General features: G+C 61.9%; 17 protein-coding genes and 1 tRNA gene. 11 read left to right on the top strand and 7 right to left on the bottom strand.

Features of this window, described 5'->3' with window-relative positions; genetic code table 11:
• The first annotated feature begins 147 nt into the window (after positions 1-147).
• On the top strand, positions 148-2,187 hold the full coding sequence (locus AC0YKC_RS20005; RefSeq protein ID WP_488512252.1) for a lytic transglycosylase domain-containing protein: 2,040 nt from the start codon (positions 148-150) through the stop codon (positions 2,185-2,187).
• 228 nt (positions 2,188-2,415) lie between these two features.
• Complete coding sequence (locus AC0YKC_RS20010) at positions 2,416-3,291, top strand: alpha/beta fold hydrolase (protein ID WP_488512253.1); 876 nt, start codon at positions 2,416-2,418, stop codon at positions 3,289-3,291.
• Positions 3,292-3,390: 99 nt separating this feature from the next.
• Here the strand turns inward: AC0YKC_RS20010 and AC0YKC_RS20015 are convergent, their stop codons facing one another.
• From AC0YKC_RS20015 to AC0YKC_RS20025, 3 genes are all read right to left on the bottom strand, one after another.
• On the bottom strand, positions 3,391-4,467 hold the full coding sequence (locus AC0YKC_RS20015) for a tyrosine-type recombinase/integrase (protein ID WP_488512254.1): 1,077 nt from the start codon (positions 4,465-4,467) through the stop codon (positions 3,391-3,393).
• 244 nt (positions 4,468-4,711) lie between these two features.
• Positions 4,712-5,815: a porin gene (locus AC0YKC_RS20020; protein ID WP_488512255.1), complete on the bottom strand. Its 1,104-nt coding sequence runs from the start codon at positions 5,813-5,815 to the stop codon at positions 4,712-4,714.
• 502 nt (positions 5,816-6,317) lie between these two features.
• Positions 6,318-6,408 (bottom strand) — tRNA-Ser (locus AC0YKC_RS20025).
• 449 nt (positions 6,409-6,857) lie between these two features.
• Between AC0YKC_RS20025 and AC0YKC_RS20030 the strand changes: the two genes are divergently transcribed.
• Complete coding sequence (locus AC0YKC_RS20030) at positions 6,858-8,015, top strand: porin (RefSeq protein WP_488512256.1); 1,158 nt, start codon at positions 6,858-6,860, stop codon at positions 8,013-8,015.
• Between the two features lie 506 nt (positions 8,016-8,521).
• Here AC0YKC_RS20030 and AC0YKC_RS20035 read toward each other — a convergent pair.
• Positions 8,522-10,198: a tetratricopeptide repeat-containing sulfotransferase family protein gene (locus AC0YKC_RS20035; RefSeq protein ID WP_488512257.1), complete on the bottom strand. Its 1,677-nt coding sequence runs from the start codon at positions 10,196-10,198 to the stop codon at positions 8,522-8,524.
• A 249-nt stretch (positions 10,199-10,447) separates the two neighbouring features.
• On the opposite strand from AC0YKC_RS20035, the gene AC0YKC_RS20040 reads away from it, so the two are divergent.
• Positions 10,448-11,560 carry a pyridoxal phosphate-dependent aminotransferase gene (locus AC0YKC_RS20040; RefSeq protein WP_488512258.1) on the top strand — a complete coding sequence of 371 codons (1,113 nt, stop codon included), beginning with the start codon at positions 10,448-10,450 and terminating at the stop codon, positions 11,558-11,560.
• A gap of 66 nt (positions 11,561-11,626) precedes the next feature.
• On the opposite strand, the gene AC0YKC_RS20045 is transcribed toward AC0YKC_RS20040, so the two are convergent.
• A complete protein-coding gene (locus AC0YKC_RS20045; RefSeq protein WP_488512259.1) occupies positions 11,627-12,115 on the bottom strand; it encodes a MarR family winged helix-turn-helix transcriptional regulator in 489 nt (162 codons plus the stop codon).
• 147 nt (positions 12,116-12,262) lie between these two features.
• Between AC0YKC_RS20045 and AC0YKC_RS20050 the strand changes: the two genes are divergently transcribed.
• The 3 genes from AC0YKC_RS20050 (at position 12,263) to AC0YKC_RS20060 (ending at position 14,986) form a co-directional block, all read left to right on the top strand.
• Entirely contained in the window at positions 12,263-12,544 is a 282-nt protein-coding gene (locus AC0YKC_RS20050) for an acylphosphatase (protein WP_488512260.1), read from the top strand.
• Between the two features lie 581 nt (positions 12,545-13,125).
• Positions 13,126-13,773 (top strand): TetR/AcrR family transcriptional regulator, encoded by a 648-nt coding sequence (locus tag AC0YKC_RS20055; protein ID WP_320294946.1) that lies wholly within the window; start codon positions 13,126-13,128, stop codon positions 13,771-13,773.
• A gap of 49 nt (positions 13,774-13,822) precedes the next feature.
• Positions 13,823-14,986, top strand: a complete 1,164-nt coding sequence (locus AC0YKC_RS20060; RefSeq protein ID WP_488512261.1) for an isovaleryl-CoA dehydrogenase — start codon at positions 13,823-13,825, stop codon at positions 14,984-14,986.
• Here the strand turns inward: AC0YKC_RS20060 and AC0YKC_RS20065 are convergent.
• Together AC0YKC_RS20065 and AC0YKC_RS20070 are read right to left on the bottom strand one after the other, a co-directional pair.
• Complete coding sequence (locus AC0YKC_RS20065) at positions 14,983-15,351, bottom strand: type II toxin-antitoxin system HicB family antitoxin (RefSeq protein ID WP_434721834.1); 369 nt, start codon at positions 15,349-15,351, stop codon at positions 14,983-14,985. The genes AC0YKC_RS20060 and AC0YKC_RS20065 overlap by 4 nt on opposite strands.
• A complete protein-coding gene (locus AC0YKC_RS20070) occupies positions 15,348-15,602 on the bottom strand; it encodes a type II toxin-antitoxin system HicA family toxin (protein WP_488512263.1) in 255 nt (84 codons plus the stop codon). Before AC0YKC_RS20070 ends, AC0YKC_RS20065 begins: the two co-directional genes overlap by 4 nt.
• A gap of 96 nt (positions 15,603-15,698) precedes the next feature.
• On the opposite strand from AC0YKC_RS20070, the gene AC0YKC_RS20075 reads away from it, so the two are divergent.
• The 4 genes from AC0YKC_RS20075 to AC0YKC_RS20090 all read left to right on the top strand — a co-directional run bounded on the left by AC0YKC_RS20075 (position 15,699) and on the right by AC0YKC_RS20090 (position 20,545).
• On the top strand, positions 15,699-17,306 hold the full coding sequence (locus AC0YKC_RS20075; protein WP_488512265.1) for a carboxyl transferase domain-containing protein: 1,608 nt from the start codon (positions 15,699-15,701) through the stop codon (positions 17,304-17,306).
• Positions 17,307-17,308: 2 nt separating this feature from the next.
• Complete coding sequence (locus AC0YKC_RS20080) at positions 17,309-17,839, top strand: O-acetyl-ADP-ribose deacetylase (protein WP_488512266.1); 531 nt, start codon at positions 17,309-17,311, stop codon at positions 17,837-17,839.
• A 119-nt stretch (positions 17,840-17,958) separates the two neighbouring features.
• Positions 17,959-18,330 (top strand): hypothetical protein, encoded by a 372-nt coding sequence (locus AC0YKC_RS20085; RefSeq protein ID WP_488512267.1) that lies wholly within the window; start codon positions 17,959-17,961, stop codon positions 18,328-18,330.
• Positions 18,331-18,580: 250 nt separating this feature from the next.
• Positions 18,581-20,545 (top strand): acetyl/propionyl/methylcrotonyl-CoA carboxylase subunit alpha, encoded by a 1,965-nt coding sequence (locus AC0YKC_RS20090; protein WP_488512268.1) that lies wholly within the window; start codon positions 18,581-18,583, stop codon positions 20,543-20,545.
• Positions 20,546-20,690 lie beyond the last annotated feature (145 nt).

Genomic DNA, 20,690 nt, shown 5'->3' on the forward strand with positions numbered 1-20,690 from the left:
GGTTCGGCGGCAAGCATGGCAATAGTGCCAGCGGGGGCAATTCGAACGGCCTCGATAACCTTTTGTTTACGAGCCCTTCACCACCTAAGTTTAGAGTCTGTTTAGGCTTTCAAGGCCGTACCCGCTGACGATGTGCCAGGATTGAACATGCCGACGAGGCGGCCTCATTTCTTCGCGCTCTTGGGAGCGATCGTCGCGCTGACGCCCACTGTGGCGATCGGCGGAAGCGTCGACGTGCGCGCGACGGCTGCCATCCCGGCGACCGACACACCGCAGGCGCCCGGGCAGACGTCGACTGCGCTGTCCCCCGACATAGCGCAACTGAAGAGCGGGCTCGATGCGCTCGCCGCCAACAACATCGCCGGCGCGCGCAATGCGCGCGACACGCTGCCCGCCACCTCGCTCGACCGGCACATCCTCGCCTGGGCGATCGCGCTTTACGGTGGCGACCAGGTGCCGAGCGGCGAGATTGCCGACGCGGCCAAGATGCTGCCCGGATGGCCGGGCACGATCGCGCTGCGCAAGAACAGCGAGCGCGCGCTCTATCGCGAGGCCCCGCCACCGCAAATGGTGGTGCAGGCCTTCGGCCGCAGCCAGCCGCTGACGCGCGAGGGTGTGATTATCCTTGCCCGCTCGCAGATGGCGCTGGGCAACCAGGCCGCGGCGCGCGCGGTGCTGGTGCCGTTCTGGCGCACCGAGAAGCTGGAAGCAAAGGACGAGGCGACCGTCATCAAGGAGTTCGGCACGCTGATCCCGGCGGCCGACCATCGCTACCGCATGGAGCGCATGTTCTATGCCGACCGGCCGTCCTCGGCGCTGAAGGTCGCCGGCCTCGCCGGCGCACAGCCCCTGGCGGATGCCTGGGCGGCGGCCGACAAAGGCGACAAGAACGCCGCCAAGCTCTTAAAGGCGGTGCCTGCGGCGCAGCGCTCCGCCGGCTATTTCTTCGCCGAGGCGGAATATCTGCGCAAGCAGCAGAAATTCTCCGATGCCGCCGCTGTCGTGATGAAGGCGCCGACCGATCGCGATTCGCTGGTCGATCCCGATGCCTGGTGGGTTGAGCGCCGCGTGCTCTCGCGCGAGCTGGTCGACCAGGGCGACATGAAGACCGCCTATAAAATCGTCTCCATGCACGCCGCCGAGAGCCCGCTGAATGCCGCCGAAGCCGAATTCCACGCCGGCTGGTATGCATTGCGCGGCCTCAACGACCCGGCGACCGCCGCAGGGCATTTCACGCGCATCACCGAATTCGCCCAGGGACCGGTGTCGCTGTCGCGCGCTTATTACTGGCTCGGCCGCGCGGCGGAAGTCGGCGGCCCAGGCAACGCCAAGGATTATTTCACGCGCGCGGCCGGCTACGGCACGACCTTCTACGGCCAGCTCGCCGGCGAACGCGTGGGTTTGAGAACGCTCAACATCGCCTACCCGAAACCGAGTGCCGCCGACCGACTGAGCTTTGACAACCGAGAGGCGGTCGGCGCGATCAAGCGGCTGCAGGAAGCAGGCTACGACCGCTATGCCGAGACGCTCTACCGCGACCTTGCCGGACAGCTGACCAGTCCGGGCGAGTTGGCACTGCTTGCGGTGCTTGCCGAAAAGCAAGGCAACCATTTCATGGCGCTGAAGGTCGGCAAGATTGCCGCCCAGCGCGGCATCGATGTCGGCGCGCTGTCTCATCCGCTGGGCGTCATTCCCGATTCGGCCAATATTTCGGGATCCGGCAAGGCGCTCGCCTATGCCATCGCCCGCCAGGAAAGCGAGTTCAACGTCGGCGCCGTTTCCAGCGCCGGCGCGCGCGGCCTGCTGCAGTTGATGCCGGGCACGGCCAGGCAGTTGGCGAAGAAGGCGGGCATGACCTTCTCGCAGGCGCGGCTGACGACAGATGCCGGCTACAATGCGGCGCTCGGCTCAGCCTTTCTCGGCGAGCAGCTCGACCGTTTCAGCGGCTCTTATGTGCTGACTTTCGCCGGCTACAATGCCGGCCCGAACCGCGCCGCCCAGTGGGTGGCGAAATACGGCGACCCGCGCGGCAAGGACGTGGACGCCGTCGTCGACTGGATCGAGCGGATTCCCTACACGGAAACGAGAAGTTACGTTCAGCGCGTGATGGAGAATTACGAGGTCTACAAGATGCGTATTTCGGGCAAATACGACATCGTGGGCGACCTCGTGAACGGACGGGGCTGAGCGCTTCTCCTTCTCCCCTTGTGGGAGAAGGTGGATCGGCGCGCAGCGCCGAGACGGATGAGGGGTGTTCCAGCGAAGTGAAACGCTGGCTTTCCCTGGAGCACCCCTCATCCGACCTCGCTTCGCGAGGCCACCTTCTCCCACAAGGGGAGAAGGAAAGAACTCCCATTTGACGATCCCTACCCTCGCCTGTAGCTGTCGGTCACCTCAACGAGGAGCGGGATTGCGATGGCCAGCGACGGTTTCTCCGACTTCTTCTATGCCGCACCCGACGGGCTGAAGCTCCATGCCCGTATCTATGGTGAAGCGAATGCCGGTGGCTTGCCGGTCGTCTGCCTGCCCGGCCTCACCCGCAATGCCCGCGACTTCCACGAACTGGCGCTCCACCTTTCCAGCAAGGCCACGAGCTCGCGCAAGGTCATTGCCTGCGACTACCGGGGCCGCGGCCAATCCGACCACGATCCGGATATCGGCCACTATAATGTCGGCGTCGAGGCCGGTGACGTGCTCGCCGGACTGTCGACACTCGGCATCGAAGAAGCGGCCTTCATCGGCACCTCGCGCGGCGGGCTGATCATCCATGTGCTCGGCGCGCTGAAGCCGGCCGCGCTGAAAGCCATCGTGCTGAACGACATCGGCCCGGTGATCGAGGCGGAGGGCCTTGCCCATATCCGCTCCTATCTCGACCGTGCGCCGAAACCGAAGACATTCGCCGAGGCGGTGGACGCCCAGCGGCGCGTGCATGGCGCCGATTTCCCGGCGCTCACCGACGCCGACTGGGCGCGCATGGTGGGCGCGATCTGCCGCGAGACGGAGGCCGGCTGGGTGCCGGATTTCGATCCGGCCCTGGTCGACACGCTGGCCGGCATCGATCTCAGCAAGCCGCTGCCGGACCTGTGGCCGCAGTTCGACGCGCTCGCCGCCATTCCATTGCTCGCCATTCGCGGCGCTAACTCGAAACTGCTTTCCACGGCAACACTTCAAGAGATGCAGGAGCGGCATCCCGGCATGGAACAGATCACCGCCGAAGGCCAGGGCCATGCGCCCTTCCTGGAAACCGGCGACTTGCCTGGGAAGATTGCCGCGTTCCTCGATCGGGTCTAATATCGTGTAGAAATCAAATAAAGCCCGAGACTTTGTCAGTCTCTGGCTTCACCGCTGAAATATAGTTTTGCGCAGGCCGGCGGGTCCGATCCGCTCGATCTATTCGCCTTTCGAGCGCTTGCGGGACGCCTTGACCGGTTTCGGCCCTCTCGCTTTCCGAGACGATGTGGCGGGGGTCGGCGTGGTGAGGGGCGACGCGAACACGGAGTTCCCGGCCGGTCGCGACGATGCTTCGTCGCCGCGCGGCTTTTCCAGAACGACGACACAGCCATCGAGATCGTTGGTGGCCAGATGCGCGTAACGCATGGTCATCGACAATGTCTGGTGGCCCAGCCACATCTGGACGCGCCTTATGTCGATACCGCCCTGGACGAGACGTGAAGCGCAAGTGTGACGCAGAATGTGCGGCACCACCTGTTCATCGGCGCCGAGACCGACTTCCGTCTTCGCTTCGTTCCAGATCGCGCGATACTGCGCCTGTGTCAGCTTGGTGAACGGGCCTTTCGGCCGGCGCCCTTCCGTGTTCGGCGGCAGCTTGATGACTTCCTTGACGCGCTCGGTCATCGGAATGGTGCGGCTGCGGCCGGATTTGGTGATCCAGAAGGAGACGCGATGCTCCTGGATATCGTTCCAGATCAGGCCGAGCGCCTCGCCGAGGCGGCAGCCAGTATCGACCAGGAAGACGGAAAGCCTGTAGGCATCCTCGCTGCGGTTCCTGATCGCCGCGAACAACCTCGCCTCTTCGTCCCTTTCGAGGAAACGAATCCGTCCCGCCCGCTCCTTCTGGCGACGGAACTCCGGCAAGCTGTGGATATCCCCCATCTTGTGAGCCTTGCGCAGCAGTTTGCTGAGGGCGGCCATCTTTCGATTGATGGTCGCGTTGCTGTTGCCACGCTGGCGCAAGGTTCCGATCAGGCTGTCCAGGGTATTCTGGTCAAAGGTGCTGAAACGTTCTCCGAGCAGGATCTCGTCTATTTCACCGATGAAAGAGCTGACATTGTATTTATGCCGCCCGTCGTCCCAGAGTATATCTCGATATGCTGTGAAAAGCTCTCCAACCCTGTGCGATTTTACTTCTCTGATCTTGTTGTAAGTATATCGAAAGTTCGAATTTTGAGAAGAAAACACCGAAAAATGGTCAGAGGGCATCCCCTCTTGAATCGCTTCGTTCGACATTTTTGGACCACACCCCCGAGTGGATAAGCACAGCTATCCGCTTGGAAGCGTCCTTTCAAGAGTTATAAGTCGGACAATAACGACTTCATCCGTGACTGCGGATCCCACGAAATCGTCATCGCAGACTTTCGTTCAGCTATCGAACCCCCTTTTTCCTGCGTTTTGTCCCTGCCCAGCCGCTAGAACAAAAAGAGCCCGGGCGTTGAGGCGCCCGGGCTCGATCTCACCTGTACAATTCCAGCCCTTAGAAGTCGCGCTGGAAGCGCACGACGGCACCGAAGCCATCGCTGTCAGCGGCGCGGATAACCCCGTGGTCGCCCGTAAAAGCCTTACGATTGAAGTAGTCAACTTCGCCGATGACCGAGAAGTTCGGCACAATCGTGTAAGCGACGTTCGCAGCCACACCGAGGCTCTTGCCTTCATCATAGGAGACCTGGGCGTTGAACGAGGTCTTCTCGTTGAACTTGTAGGTGGCGCCGCCGAAGATGGCCCAGTTGCCATCCCAATTCTTGAAGAAATTGTGGTCGACATTATCGTCCGAGCCGTAGTTCACCATTGCGAACAGCGACAGCTCGTTGGTGGCGTTAACGTCAAGGCGAACCTTGGCGCCCCACTCTTCCCACACGCTGTCATAAACACCGGTCGCGCTGATCGAGCCCCAGCCCTGCGTGTATTTCACGCCGCCGACGATATGCGGAACATAGCTATCGACCGTATTGCTACCTTGGCCGTCTTCGAGCGAGACCACTGCCGAGAAGCCGTTGCCGGCGTCGAAATAGTACTGGACGACACCGGTATCGAAGTCGCCGCCGTAACCGACGATCGAATCGTCGATGACGTTGCCGGCGTAGCCGCTGAACGTGACCCAGGCCGACTCGTCCTTACCAACTCGGAACCCGCCGAGCTGGATCCAGGCGAAGTTCAGCGTGGGGCTGCCAAATTTCGCAGAAACAGGAGCGCCGCCAAAGTCGCCCTTGCCAGTGTCCCAGTCGAAACGAGACTCGGTGTAGGTCTTCAACGTGCCGAGCTCGGTCTCCTGGCCGGTCCAGGTCTTCAGCGCGAAGCGGGCGTGCTTGGCGTACGTATCATTCAAGCTGCCGTCCGAGCGGTCGCGCACATTGGTCGCGCCGTTGTAGTCGCCCACGCCGATGTCATAGCGAACATAGCCGCCGATGCGCAGGCAGGTTTCGGTGCCCGGGATGTAGAAGTAGCCGGCGCCGTAGACGTCGCAGATCTTGACGTATTCGGCCGGTTCCGGTTCGGCGACGGTCACCGCGTCGGCGGCGCGAGCACCGGAAACTGCGATCAGGGCCGCAGCTGAGCCGAGAAGAAGGCTCTTGATGTTCATTTTCTGACCTCCAGTCAGAGTCGAACGGAGGAGTTGAACCAGCGACGGGTGTTCTTATTACAATGATTTGATATTGCTCGACTTTTCCGAAAGATATGCGGCCTTGCGAAGTACGGCAGGGCAATGCGAGTGTCACTGCACGCGTCTGTGGGACATGAAGGAGCGTCGGAGAAAATGCGCTGTAGGCGGCAATCGCAAACCGTGAAGACTGGCCGAAGCATTTCTCAGGTCGTCATCCACGGGCGGAGCAAGGAGCGAAGCGACGCGGCGCAGACCCGAGGATCCATGCCGTGACATCGAAGCGTTGCAACGGTGCGAAATTCTGCTTCGCAGCATACTTCGCCCCAGGTCACGGCATGGATCCCAGGGTCTCCGCGACGGAGCTTCGCTCCTGCTTCGCCCTGGGATGACGAAGTCCGCGAGCTCCGGCGCCAAGCTTTGCAAGGGATTCGGAGAAAGTGTCGCCGGGTCTGTCCTGCGAAGCGCGGAGCGCGAAGCAGGATGGCGGAGAGGATGGGATTCGAACCCACGAGAAGCTTTTGACCTCTACTCCCTTAGCAGGGGAGCGCCTTCGACCACTCGGCCACCTCTCCGTCGCGCCGCTGGATAAAGAAAAGCGTCGGCACAATCAACAAGCCCGCGCCATAATCAGCGAAAAATCAGCTGGCCCGCGCGTTCCCGCCGCTTCAGGTGGCGATTCTGCGGCAATCGCCTGGCGGTCGACTCAGCCGCCTGCCGCATTTCAGTCCGTCCTCTGCCGGATTCGGGCGGATTCAACCGGCACGCGGACCTCAATGGTTAACGAGAGCTTTCTGAGTGAGGCCAAATCGTGTCATTTGTGCAACAACCCCCGGGGATAGCGCCCGGACAGCGCTCGCGCCGACACGATCGTGGTTGAACGGCGCGGGCTCATGGGTAATGTCAGCTTCGAAGGAGCGGCGCGGTGCGCATCTTTTTCGGTAGTGGGGATGGGGCAGGGAACGCTGTCCTTCAGCAAAAAATACCCAGACCCGTTTTTTAACTTTTGACTGGAGGTCAGAAAATGAACATCAAGAGCCTTCTTCTCGGCTCAGCTGCGGCCCTGATCGCAGTTTCCGGTGCTCGCGCCGCGGACGCGGTGACCGTCGCCGAGCCGGAACCGGCCGAATACGTCAAGATCTGCGACGTGTACGGCGCCGGCTACTTCTACATCCCGGGCACCGAAACCTGCCTGCGCATCGGCGGCTACGTCCGCTACGACATCGGCCTCGGCGACGTCGGCTCGTTCGACGGTGCTCGCAGCGTTGACACGCTGAACGGCAAGGACCAGGGCACCTGGAAGAAGAACGCCCGCTTCACCCTGAAGACCTGGACCGGCCAGGAAACCGAGCTCGGCACGTTGAAGACCTATACCGAGACGCGCTTCAACTTCGGCAACGGCGGCGGCTTCAACGGCAGCAGCGCTACTGTCAACGAGGCTCACGACAAGGGCGCTTCGCTGAACTTCGCCTGGATCCAGCTTGGCGGCCTTCGCGTCGGTCACGACGAATCGGCCTTTGATACCTTCATCGGCTATGCCGGCAACGTCATCCAGGACACGCTCGTTCCTTATGGCGACTTTGGCACCAACGTCGTGCAGTACTACTTCGACGCCGGCAACGGCTTCTCGGCCGTGGTGTCGCTGGAAGAGGGCGCGGTGGACGGCAACAACGTCTTCTACCGGGGTACGATCGACTCCTATGTCCCGCATGTCGTCGGCGGCGTGAAGTACACGCAGGGCTGGGGCGATATCATCGGCGTCGTTGCTTATGACAGCAACTACGAAGAATGGGCCGGCAAGGTTCGTGCGGACTTCAACGTCACCAGCGAACTGTCGCTGTTCGGCATGTTTGGCTACGGCACCGACAATCATTCGCTCGATGTCGACTTCGGCCGCAACTTCTACAAGCAATGGGCTGGCCATTGGGCGTTCTGGGCAGGCGGCACCTACAAGTTCAACGAGAAGACCTCGTTCAACCTCCAGGTGTCGGGTGATCAGGACAAGAACTACGGCGTAGCGGCAAACGTTGCCTACACCGCTGTTCCGGGCTTCACGGTCACGGCTGAAGTTGATTACGATCACTTTGGGCACTTCGACGACGGCACTGCCTTCGGCAACTGGACCGGTGCCAACAAGAAGAACAGCGTCGGTGGTCTCCTCCGCTTCCAGCGCGACTTCTAAGGCATAAGATACTTTTGAAAGAGAAACCCGGCGGGCGACCGCCGGGTTTTTCGTTGCCACGGCCTAAGGCAATGGCCAGCCTTGAACCCGCGGGTCGTGCCCCTCTCCACGTTCGGCCGAACAAATGATGGGATGCTGGGGCGGCTGTCTAGCCGGGCACGGTTCATGTATGGACGGCCTTTGGAAGCCATCACATCGGGACTGCCTGCATAGAAGCTTAAATTAGGGCGCGTCGCGCTGAAACGGATTCAGTCGACGCGCTTTAAAGCAGGTCGCGTGAAAAAGGATTCACGCAACCTGCTTTAAGTCTTTGATCTTAAGCATGTCTTTGTCCCGAAACCGGGACCACTTTCGGGAGACATGCTTTAGGTCCTTTGTTTGATGCACGTCGTTGCCGCAAAACCGAGGTCACTTTTGCGCGACATGCATTAATCAATCTGCTCGACGAACCAGTAGTTCGGCGAGATTGGCTGCTGGCGCCAGCCCTTGCGGATCGATTTGTTCGATCAAATCTCGGCCAGATCCCCTAACGCATCGATCAGTGGCTGAATCTCGCTTTCATAATTCTTCCACCGCTTGACGGACGATTTGTAGATCGGCTGGCGAACCTGCCAGCGGCTGTAGGTATTTACCGAGCGATCCTTGTCAAAAAAGCGCAGGCATGCATCATCCCAGGACAACCCGAGATAGTCTATTAGCCGACGCGACTGCTCCTCCTGATTTTCGATCAAGGTCTCGTAGCGATTTTCAAAGATACGTCCGGGGAAAATCCTGCCCCAATGGCGCATCAAGCGATCATATTCTCTGTAGTAGAGCCCCAGCACTTCAAGATCGGCGCTGTAGCTGTGCGCTCTACTGAACTGTAGCACGAAACATGAAATGCAATTGTCGATAGCGTCGCGGCGGCAATGAATGATGCGCGCGTTGGGGAACAGAATGCCGATCAGGCCGACCAACTCGAAATTGTGGGGCATCTTGTCGATGATTCGAAGCTCATCAGGGGCACGCTCGCGCAGATAGGCAAGATGCTGCTCGGCCAAAGTCCTTGTCAGATCGGGGGTCATCGTCGCGATCGATTCACCGAGGTTCGCGGTGGAACGGTCGCCGAAGCCGATCCCGTTGGCTACTCGCCTAAGCTTGCTGAGCTCGCCGGCGCCATGAACATCGGGATGACTGGCGCAGATCTGCTCTGTCAGCGTCGTGCCCGAGCGCGGCATTCCTACCACGAATGCAGGTAGCTCTGAGGGATTGCCATAAGCTGCCTTCGAGGCCACCAGTTCCGGTGTAAAAGTCTCGATCATGGAATCGACCCAGCGTCGGTAGTTTTCCAGATCGAATTTATCGCCCCCGGCTCGATTTCCCTCTTTGAAGTGCTCTATCGCCTCCTTGTATCTGCAGAGGTCATTGAACACCTTTCCGGCGGCGTGATGAAGCGCCGATGCGTCTTCCGGTTCAAGGCCCGGATCTCGAAGCTCCGCCAGGATCGCCGCAAGCTCCGTTGGCTCTTCCGTAAATTTGCGCGTGTGCACAAGAGCATTGTAGGCGACCGGCACCGCGATGCGCTGTTCTATTGCGTCTTTCAGATGAACAGCGGCTTCGTCCATACGACCGAGGCTTGCGAGTCCACGGGGCAGCCCCAGCCGGGCCATCGGATGATCTCGGTCGATCTCAAGCGCCTTTTCAAAAAGCGGTAGCGCCATTTCCCCCTTGTCAAAGTCATTGTAAGCGGCGCCCAAGGCGCAAAGCGCTTCCACCAGGTCCGGCTTCAGATCGAGTGCTTTCTGAATGTGCCTGATTGCCTCCCTAAATTCGCTGAGCTGGAGATAGGTTTCACCTAGGCTAAGATGATAGTAAGGGTTCCGCGGTTCCTCTCCAAGAGCTCTGGCAAAATACCGCAGGGCCTTCTCATTGTCGTATCCGAGCCCCAGCGTTCCCAAGATATAAAATGCCAGCGGATGGTTTGGCGCCCTCTCCAGGACGCGAAGGCAGAGTTCCTCGGCCTCCGGCAGCCGCTCGGCTTTCTGAAACTCGAGCGCCTGCCTCAACAGCATGTCGTCGGCCTGGCTGCGAGGCAGACCGACCTTCGGCTGGGCTTTCGTCGGTACAACGTTCGGCGGCGCAGCCTTTCCCGAGGGTCGAATTTTAAGGTGCTTCGCCCAGGCGGGCGGCAATCGATTGCTCATCCCATCTCGCTATCAAAACCGGCGGCAAGAATCCAGTCGGAGCACGTGCTTCCGCCTCGGACGCCGCTGCGGCGAGGACGACACCTAATCGACTGACCGTGTGCCTTCGCCAGCGATGCAAACGTAGTTGATCGGAAGGCGGGGGATTGAAGTGTCGACCACTGCCGTGGTCAATGGCGTGTCTCGTTCAGCTTGCCTGCATGTGCCGCCCGCGCTAGCAAGAGTTTCCTTCACACGCGAGCTTTTGCCATGCGCCAGCGCCCTTCCCTCACGCCGATCATCGGTGCGCTTCCCACCACGGTGCCGTTCGTAGGCCCTGAGGCGCAGGAGCGTGAGCGCGGGCGGCCGTTCCGCGCCCGCATCGGCGCCAATGAAAGCAGTTTCGGGCCTTCGCCGCGCGTCATCGCCCGGATGGAGAGCGTCGCCCGCGACCAGTGGATGTATTGCGACCCCGACAATTACGAGCTGAAGGTGGCGGCCGCCGCGCATCACGGCGTGGCCGTCGAAAACGTGGTCGTCGGCGAAGGCATCGACGGCCTGCTCGGCCTGGTGGCGCGCATGTATGTCGGCCCAGGCGAGGCCGTGGTGACCTCGCTCGGCGCCTATCCCACCTTCAATTTCCATATCGCCGGCGTCGGCGGCCGCCTGGTGACGGTCCCCTATGCCGACGACAAGGAGGACCTGGACGGGCTTCTCGCCAAGGTCGCGAGCGAAAGGGCGCCGCTGGTCTATCTCTCCAACCCCGACAACCCGATGGGAAGCTGGTGGGAAGCGCCGGATGTCGTCCGCTTCATCGAAGCGCTTCCGGAAACCACCATGCTGGTGCTCGACGAGGCCTATGGCGAGCTGGGACCGGCCACGGCGCTGCCGGCGATCGACGTCGCGCGGCCGAACGTTATCCGCATGCGCACCTTCTCCAAGGCTTACGGCCTTGCCGGCATACGCTGCGGCTACGCCGTGGCCGAGGCGGAGGTGATCCGCGACTTCGAGAAGATCCGCAACCATTACGGCGTCAGCCGCATGGCGCAGATCGCCGGCCTCGAGGCGCTTGCCGACCAGGACTATCTGCACTCGGTGGTGGCGCGCGTGGCGGCAGGCCGCGAGCGCATTTCAGCCATCGCCAGGCAGAACGATCTCAAGCCACTGCCGTCGGCAACCAATTTCGTCACGGTAGATTGCGGCCGCGACGGCGTCTTCGCGCTGAAGGTGATGCAGAACCTTTTGTCGCGCGACGTGTTCATCCGCAAGCCGATGGTGCCGGTGCTGGATCGCTGCATAAGGGTGAGCGTCGGCCTCGACCATGAGCTCGACATCTTCGCCGAGGAACTTCCGGGCGCGCTCGCGGCGGCGCGAGGGAACTGACCGAACCCTGGCCCATATGCCTGCTTCCCAGGGAGCAGAATGTGCTTCCCGGAGCAGATCGGCAATTCACATTCCGGCGGCTGCCAGCAGGCGCGTCACGCGGTTCAGCGTATCGAAAAGCTCCGCGGCTTGCTTGTCTTCGAGCTTGACGATCAGGCGGGCAAGGTCGCGGTTCGTCGCCGCTTCGAGTTCGACCAGCGCGGCTTTGCCCCGCTCGGTCAGGATGAGAACGGGCTGGCCGTTCTCCGGGCCATCGCGCATTTCAGCCAGTCCCATGGCGGTGAACTTTCGAAGGACCTTCATGAGATAGGCAGGGGCGAGGCTGAGTTCGCCGGCCAGCTCGGACGCCGCGGGCGCCAGATCAAGATGAAACATGCGCGCCAGCAAACCAGCCCTTCCGCCGCCCGGTCTGGCCTTGCGCCCGAGCTCGAACAGCACGCGGGCTTCGGCCAGCGTGTAAGGGCTATGCATCAAGGTCTCATCGAGCAGCCCGACCAGCCCGGTATAGAACCGGTTGAAGCGACGAATCTCTTGGACCAGGGCTTCGTGCGGCATACCGACCTCCTTGGAGACACTGCATCCTATAATTTCTTCATTGGTTGACTGAGTCAATTAACTAATCCACCGGGCACCTATCCCTCAAACCGGTTGCATTTGACCTTTCGTGCTCCAGATTGATGGGCGAAGGTTCTGGAGCGGACGATGCAAGGTGAGCAAAGAGCCGTTCGGGCGCGCGTTTTCGGCACGGTGCAAGGTGTGAGCTACCGTGTCTGGACGCGCGGCGAAGCCACGCGTCTCGGACTGACGGGTTGGGTGCGCAACGAGCGCGACGGCTCGGTCGCCGCGCTGATTGCCGGCGCCGATGCCGCCGTCACGGCGATGATCGAACGCCTGTGGCAAGGGCCACGGGGCGCGCTCGTCTCGAAGGTCGAGATCGAGGAAGCGACCGACGACGCGCCTATGGACTTCAGGATCGTCACCTAGTTCCCCAACACAGTGATTTTGAAAGATTGCGGGCTTGTCGAGCAAGGTCATCAACGTCCGTTGGAGTCGTCAGCGCAAAACGTTGGCGATAAGCTGAAGGCTCCTGAGCCTCGTCATTCCAGGGCGGAGCAAGGAGCGAAGCGACGCGCGCAGACCCTGGAATCCATGCCGTTACCGAGACCGAAGTGTGCATCGGTGCAGAATTCTGGGCCGCTGCGACGCTTTCATGTCACGGCATGGATCCTCGGGTCTGCGCGCGTCGCTTCGCTCCTTGCTCCGCCCGTGGATGACGACCACGATAGGTGTCTCGGCCAATCGCCAAGGCAGAGGATCTGCCAACGCACACGAGCCAACCGGTCAAAACTTCTGTGTTGAGGAACTAAACCAGGTCGCGTGAAAAAGGATTCACGCGACCTGCTTTAAGTTTTTGATTTTAAGCATGTCTTTGTCCCGAAACCGGACTCACTTTCGGGAGACTTGCTTTAGCCTCATCTTGTCTTCGCAAACCAAGGAAGGAATGGGTGCACGATGCATCTTGAATTAATTGAACGTTCGTTTTATTATTGCCGTTGGAGGCGAACATGGCACGCACCACAGGCTCCGACGGGGAAAAGACCGAAGCGGCCGTCCGCGAGGCGGCGGTCAACCTGATCGCGCGCCTCGGCTATGAGGCGATGTCGATGCGGCAGCTGGCGGCGGAGGTCGGCGTGCAGGCGGCCGCGCTCTATCGTTATTTCCCGACCAAGCAAGACCTGCTTTTCACCTTGATGCGGGAGCATATGGAAGGCCTGTTGCAAGCTTGGGGCGTGGCGCGACCGGCCACGGCCGACCCGGAGAGCCGGCTCGCCGCTTATGTCGAAAACCACATCGCTTTCCATATCGGGCGGCGCCACGCCACCCATGTCTCGAACATGGAATTGCGCAGCCTCTCGCATGAAAGGCTGACACAGATCCTCAAGATGCGCACGGCCTATGAGAAGGAACTGCGCACCATCCTGCGCGACGGCGCCGAGGCCGGTGTCTTTCAGGTCGACGACACCGGGCTCACGGCCATGGCACTGATCCAGATGATGACCGGCGTCATCGTCTGGTTCCGGCCGGGCGAACGACTGTCGATCGCGGAAGTCACCACGACATATCTTTCGATGACAATGCGCCTGGTCGGCGCGACAATCAGCCATGGCACCGCGCGTCCCTCGGGGCGCGCCAGGGACGCCGTGGTACTCTGATACGGGCACGATCTCCGCGAGGACCGGGGCGTGCGCAGGGAGGAACGGCATGTACACGAAAACGCTGAACTTCGGACTTGATCCCGACATCGAAGCGTTGCGCGACACCGTGCGGCGCTTCGCTCAGGACAGGATCGCGCCAATCGCGGCCGAGATCGACCGTTGCAATGAATTTCCCGCGCATCTTTGGGGCGAGCTCGGCGCGCTTGGCCTGCTCGGTATCACCGCCGACCCCGATTTCGGCGGGACCGGCATGAACTATCTGGCGCATGTCGTGGCCATGGAGGAGATTTCGCGCGCTTCGGCCTCGGTCGGTCTCTCCTACGGCGCGCATTCGAACCTCTGCGTCAACCAGATCAACCGCTGGGCCACCCCGGCGCAGAAGGAGAAGTACCTGCCTGCCCTTTGCTCGGGCGAAACGGTCGGCGCACTGGCAATGTCGGAACCAGGCGCCGGCTCGGACGTGGTGTCGCTCAGGCTGCGCGCCGAAAAGCGCAACGACCGCTATGTGCTCAACGGCTCGAAAATGTGGATCACCAACGGCCCCGATGCCGGAACGATGGTGGTCTACGCCAAGACCGATCCCGAACGACATTCGCGCGGCATCACAGCCTTCATCGTCGAGAAGACGATGGCGGGCTTTTCGGTGGCGCAAAAACTGGACAAGCTCGGCATGCGCGGCTCCAACACCGGCGAGCTCGTCTTCGAAAATGTCGAGGTGCCGTTCGAGAATGTGCTGCATGAGGAAGGGCGCGGTGTCGAGGTGCTGATGTCGGGGCTCGATTATGAGCGCGCGGTGCTTTCCGGTGGCCCGATCGGGCTTATGGCGGCCTGCCTCGACGTGGCGGTCCCTTACGTGCATGAGCGCAAGCAGTTCGGCCAGCCGATCGGCACGTTCCAGCTGGTGCAGGGCAAGCTCGCAGACATGTATTCGACGATGAACGCCGCGCGCGCTTACGTCTATGCGGTGGCCGCCGCTTGCGACCGCGGCGAGACCACGCGCAAGGATGCCGCCGGCTGCGTGCTCTTCGCGGCCGAGAAAGCAACGCAGATGGCGCTCGACGCCATCCAGCTGCTCGGCGGCAACGGCTATATCAACGACTATCCGACAGGCCGGCTCTTGCGCGACGCCAAGCTCTACGAGATCGGCGCCGGCACCAGCGAGATCCGCCGCTGGCTGATCGGCCGCGAGATCATGGCGGAGGGGGTTTAATGCGCGCGGGTCGTCACCTTCGTCGAACCTTCGTCGATCCGCTTACGGGCCGCTTCGGCGAGCGTGTCCGACACCCATTGATTGATCGACTTGCCGTCGCTGGAGGCCGCTCGGCTCACAAGACGATGGACTTCCGGCGTGGTGCGCAGAGCGAGTTTGCCAGAAAATGGTTTTTCTGGCTCCTTGCCCTGTTCAGCGCAAAATTCGAGGTAGTCGTCGACGCATTCATGAAAAGCCGTCAGCAATTCTTCTGCCGAATTGGCTTCGTATGTGAAGATGTCGCGAATACCCACGATACGACCGTGAAACACAACATCGGTTTCATCGAACTCGATCGTTCCCAAATATCCCTTGTAAGGCTTCATAGTTCAACACCTGACTCCATCAGGAAAGTCCTGACCTCTCGGATCACGTATGCTTTCGCATCTGGCGATGGATGCGGCCGATGCAATCGAAGCGTTATTCCATTCAATGTGAATCGGACCCGCGAGCCGCGTCCTTCGGACACTCGCGCGCCGAGCGCAACCAGCAAAGCCTCAACATCTCGCCATTTGATCGAAGCGCTGACCGGATTTGCAAATATCTTATCCAGCGTCTGCCGATGCGCTGTCTTCATGACTTTCCCCCCTCCCAATATCGAATACAATTCCTCTCGGGGTTGGGGCGAGAGCCCGAAGTGATACTAAAATATGATATCATTTGAGGTTCGTCAATGCCCGCCCTCGCCTCTCAGATCTCCCCCTCGTCCGACACCTTCCGCGCCAATGCCGAGCGCATGCGGGCACTGGTCGCCGATATCGCCGAGAAGGCGGCAAGCGTCGAGCGCGGCGGCTCCGATGAAGCCCGCGAACGCCACGTCTCACGCGGCAAGCTTTTGCCGCGCGAACGGCTGGCGCAACTGCTCGACACCGGCTCGCCCTTCCTCGAGGTCGGCCAGTTCGCGGCTTGGTCGATGTATGGCGAAGACATTGCGTCGGCCGGCATCATCACCGGCGTAGGCCGCGTCGAGGGCCGGGAAGTGATGGTCGTCGTCAACGACGCCACGGTGAAGGGCGGTACCTATTATCCTTTGACGGTGAAGAAGCATCTCAGGGCGCAGGAGATCGCGCTGCAGAACAACCTGCCTTGCGTCTACCTGGTCGACAGCGGCGGCGCCAACCTGCCGAACCAGGACGAGGTCTTCCCCGACCGCGAGCATTTCGGCCGCATCTTCTACAACCAGGCCAACATGTCGGCGGCCGGCATCCCGCAGATCGCCTGCGTCATGGGCTCCTGCACTGCCGGCGGCGCCTATGTGCCCGCGATGTCGGACGAGACGATCATGGTGCGCAACCAGGCGACCATTTTTCTCGGCGGCCCGCCGCTGGTGAAGGCCGCCACCGGCGAGGATGTCAGCGCCGAGGAGCTCGGAGGCGCCGATGTGCACACCAGGCTTTCCGGCGTTGCCGACCACTACGCCATGGACGATGAACACGCCCTGGCCATTTGCCGGCGCATCATCAGGAACCTGAATCGGCACAAGGCCGTAAGTCTCGATCTGCAGAAGTCGATTCGACCGCTCTACCATCCGCAGGAACTTTACGGCGTCGTGCCGACGGATTTGCGCCAGCCCTACGATGTGCGCGAGGTGATCGCGCGGCTGGTCGACGGTTCGGAGTTCGACGAGTTCAAGCAGAATTACGGCACCACCCTGGTCACCGGCTTTGCGCATCTGCATGGCATGCCGGTCGGCATCATCGGTAACAATGGCGTGCTGTTCTCGGAAAGCGCCCTGAAGGGCGCGCATTTCATCGAGCTTTGCTGCCAGCGCGGCATTCCGCTGGTCTTCTTGCAGAACATCACCGGCTTCATGGTCGGGCGAAAATACGAGGCCGGCGGCATCGCCAAGGACGGCGCCAAGCTGGTGATGGCGGTCGCCACAGCAAAGGTGCCGAAGCTCACAATCATCATCGGCGGCTCGTTCGGCGCCGGCAATTACGGCATGTGCGGCCGCGCCTATTCGCCTCGCTTTCTGTGGATGTGGCCGAACGCGCGCATCTCGGTGATGGGCGGCGAGCAGGCGGCGACCGTGCTCGCCATGGTCAAGCGCGACGGCATCGAGCGCAAGGGCGGCGAGTGGAGCGCCGAGGAGGAGGCTAAATTCCGCAAGCCGATCCTGATGAAATACGAGCATGAAGGCCACCCGCTCTATTCCTCGGCAAGGCTCTGGGACGACGGCATCATCGATCCGGCCAGGACGCGCGAGGTGCTGGCGCTCAGCCTTTCGGCGGCACTCAATGCCGGGGTCGAGGAGACGAAGTTCGGCGTGTTCAGGATGTGACGATGAGCACTCTTGGCGACAGGATCCGCATCCACACCGGCGACATCACCAGGCTTTCGGTGGACGCTATCGTCAACGCCGCCAATTCATCACTGCTCGGCGGTGGTGGGGTCGACGGCGCCATCCACCGCGCCGCCGGGCCGGAGCTGCTCGCCCAATGCCGGATGCTCAACGGCTGCAAGACCGGCGATGCCAAGCTGACCAAGGGCTATCGGCTGCTGGCGCGCTACGTCATCCACACGGTCGGACCGGTCTGGCAGGGCGGCGGCAAGGGCGAAGCCGAACTGCTCGCCTCCTGCTACCGGCGCTTGCTCGAAATCGCACTCGGCCATGATTGTCGGACGGTGGCATTTCCGGCGATCTCGACCGGCATCTACCGCTATCCGAAGGACGAAGCGACCGGCGTTGCTGTCGGTACCGCACGCGATTTTTTGCGGCAAAATGCGTTGCCGGAGACCGTTATTTTCTGCTGCTTCGACGACCCAACCGCCGAACTATACCGGTATGCCGTTGCTGCCATTGGTGAAGGCTGAACTTATGGCCCAAGAGATTCACCGCTCCAGGCAAATACGAATTTTCATCGGCGAACTGGCGACCGGCCAAAATATTCGCTATTGCTCATCCTGCACTGGGCAATGGGGCTGGGGTGGAAATGATCTTGAAATATTGCCGCAAGTCGGCCGTCTCGATACTTGCAGGATCGCTAATATTTGTAACGCCAGGCGCTTGGGCGGCCGGGGCGCTGGCAGGCAGCAAGGGCGACGTTCGCTATCCGGTTTTCTTCCCGCTCGGCACGAAGGGAGGCTGCGGCAAGGCCTACAATGCCTATATCGCCGCAGGCGGGCATTCAGCCTACGCTTCCACCCCGATCGCCCGGATGACGGAGTTCTTCATCTGCGGCTTGTCCGTGAATGCGAAGAGCCAGCAAGCGGCGGAGGATCTGGCGCTGCGCAACTGCCAGGGCGGCTTGAAGCGGTACAAGTTCCAGACCAGTGGGGCGTGCAGCATAGCCGCGTCCAAGTAGATCGCGGGCCGAATTTCTTTACATTGAGAGGCTGGCGGGACAGCGCCCCCCTCTGTCCTGCCGGACATCTCCCCTACCTGGGGGGAGATCGATTGTCGTTGCGGCTTTCGCCAATCACCATCCTTGATAGAAAAGCGGCGGCGCCGAAGCTGCCAATCTCCCCCCTAAGGGGGGACATGTCCGGCAGGACAGAGGGGGGCGCGAAGGAACGCCCGCGTCGCTCGAAACACGCCCTAGCTGCGGAGGCTCCATGTTCGGCAAGATCCTGATCGCCAACCGCGGCGAGATTGCCTGCCGCGTCATCCGGACCGCCCGCAAGCTCGGCGTGCGCACCGTGGCCGTCTATTCCGATGCGGACGCCAAGGCCCTGCATGTCGAGATGGCCGACGAGGCGGTGCATATCGGCCCCTCGCCCGTCGGCGAGAGCTATCTGCGCGGCGACAAGATCGTGGCGGCGGCACTCGCCACCGGCGCAGAAGCCATCCATCCCGGCTATGGCTTCCTGTCGGAAAACCCCGACTTCGTCGACAAGGTGACGGCGGCGGACCTCGTCTTCATCGGCCCTTCCGCCGCCTCGATCCGGGCCATGGGATTGAAGGACGCCGCCAAGCGGCTGATGGAAACGGCCGGCGTGCCGGTGGTGCCGGGCTATCACGGCGAGGCGCAGGAGATCGTGCTGCTTGCCTCCAAGGCGCGCGAGATCGGCTACCCCGTCCTGATCAAGGCGCGCGCCGGCGGTGGCGGCAAGGGCATGCGGCGCGTCGACCACCCCGACGATTTCTCGGAGGCGCTTTCCGGCGCGCGGCGCGAAGCGAAAGCGGCGTTCGGCGACGATCGCGTGCTGGTGGAAAAATATGTCGACAAGCCGCGCCATATCGAAATCCAGGTGTTCGGCGACAATTTCGGCAATGCGGTGCATCTCTACGAACGCGACTGCTCGGCGCAGCGCCGCCATCAGAAGGTGATCGAGGAGGCACCCGCCCCGGGCATGACGCCCGCGCTGCGCAAGGCAATGACGGAGGCGGCCGTGAAGGCCGCCAAGGCGATCAATTATTCGGGCGCCGGCACGATCGAGTTCATCGTCGATGCCTCCCAGGGGCTCAAGGCCGACCGCTTCTGGTTCATGGAGATGAACACGCGGCTGCAGGTCGAGCACCCTGTTACCGAGATGGTCACCGGCGTCGATCTGGTCGAATGGCAGCTTCGCGTCGCGTCCGGCGAAAAACTGCCGAAAACGCAAGGCGACATCGCGCTTGCCGGCCACGCTTTCGAGGCGCGCCTCTATGCCGAGGACGCCGCGAAGGGATTCCTGCCGGCGACCGGCACGCTGCATCATCTCAAATTCCCGGACGCTGCGACGGAAGGCGCCGCCATGCGCATCGAGACCGGCGTGCGTGCCGGCGACGCGATCTCGCCTTTCTATGATCCGATGATCGCCAAGCTGGTGGTGCACGGCAAGGACCGGGCCACGGCGCTCGGCGCGCTGCGCGAGGCGCTTGCCCGGACCGAAGTGGCCGGCTCGACCGTCAACACCGCCTTCCTGGCGGCGCTCGCGGCCGACGCCGATTTCGCGGCGGGCGACGTCGATACCGGTTTGATCGGCCGGCATCAGGAGGCGCTCACCGCCATTCCCGCGCCGGGCGACGAGACGATCGCAGCCGCGGCGCTTGCCGCGACGGACGCCGGTGCGCCGGGTCCAGCGGCCGATCCATGGTCCACGCTTTCCGGCTATGCGCATTTCCACGCGCTCGCGCGCCGCATCCGCCTGCACTGTCGTGAGGAGAACATCCTGGCCAGGGTTTCGGCACGACCGGACGGCCGCTTCCAGGTGGCGCTGGAGGCTCCGCACGATGCGGTGAACACGCATGATCTGAGGACCATGCCGCATGCCGTCCGCTGGCCTGGCCACGTCACCGTCTTCGAGGGTGCGGTCGGCTATACGTTTACGGTTCCCGATCCGCTCGCCAAGGCCGACGAGGCGGGAGCGGCCTCTGGCAGCCTGCGCGCGCCGATGCCGGGGCTTGTCAAGCTGGTGCGCGCCGCGGCGGGCGATGCCGTGATCAAGGGCCAGCCGCTCTTGATCCTCGAAGCGATGAAGATGGAGCACATGATCGCCGCCCCGCATGACGGCGTGATCGCCGAAATTGCGACCGAGGGCGCGCAGGTCAGCGACGGCACGGTGCTGGTGCGGTTCGCCGATACAGAGGGTAGCTAGAGCGGGATGAGATTTGTAGGAGTCGTTGGATTCCCAAATCAGCAATGATCTGATTCAACATCGATGCTGGGCAGGAGGCCAGCATCGATGGCTGGATATTCGATGGATTTGCGCGAGCGGGTTGTCGCGGCGGTCAAGGTTGAAG

Source organism: Mesorhizobium sp. CNPSo 4661, from assembly GCF_057784215.1.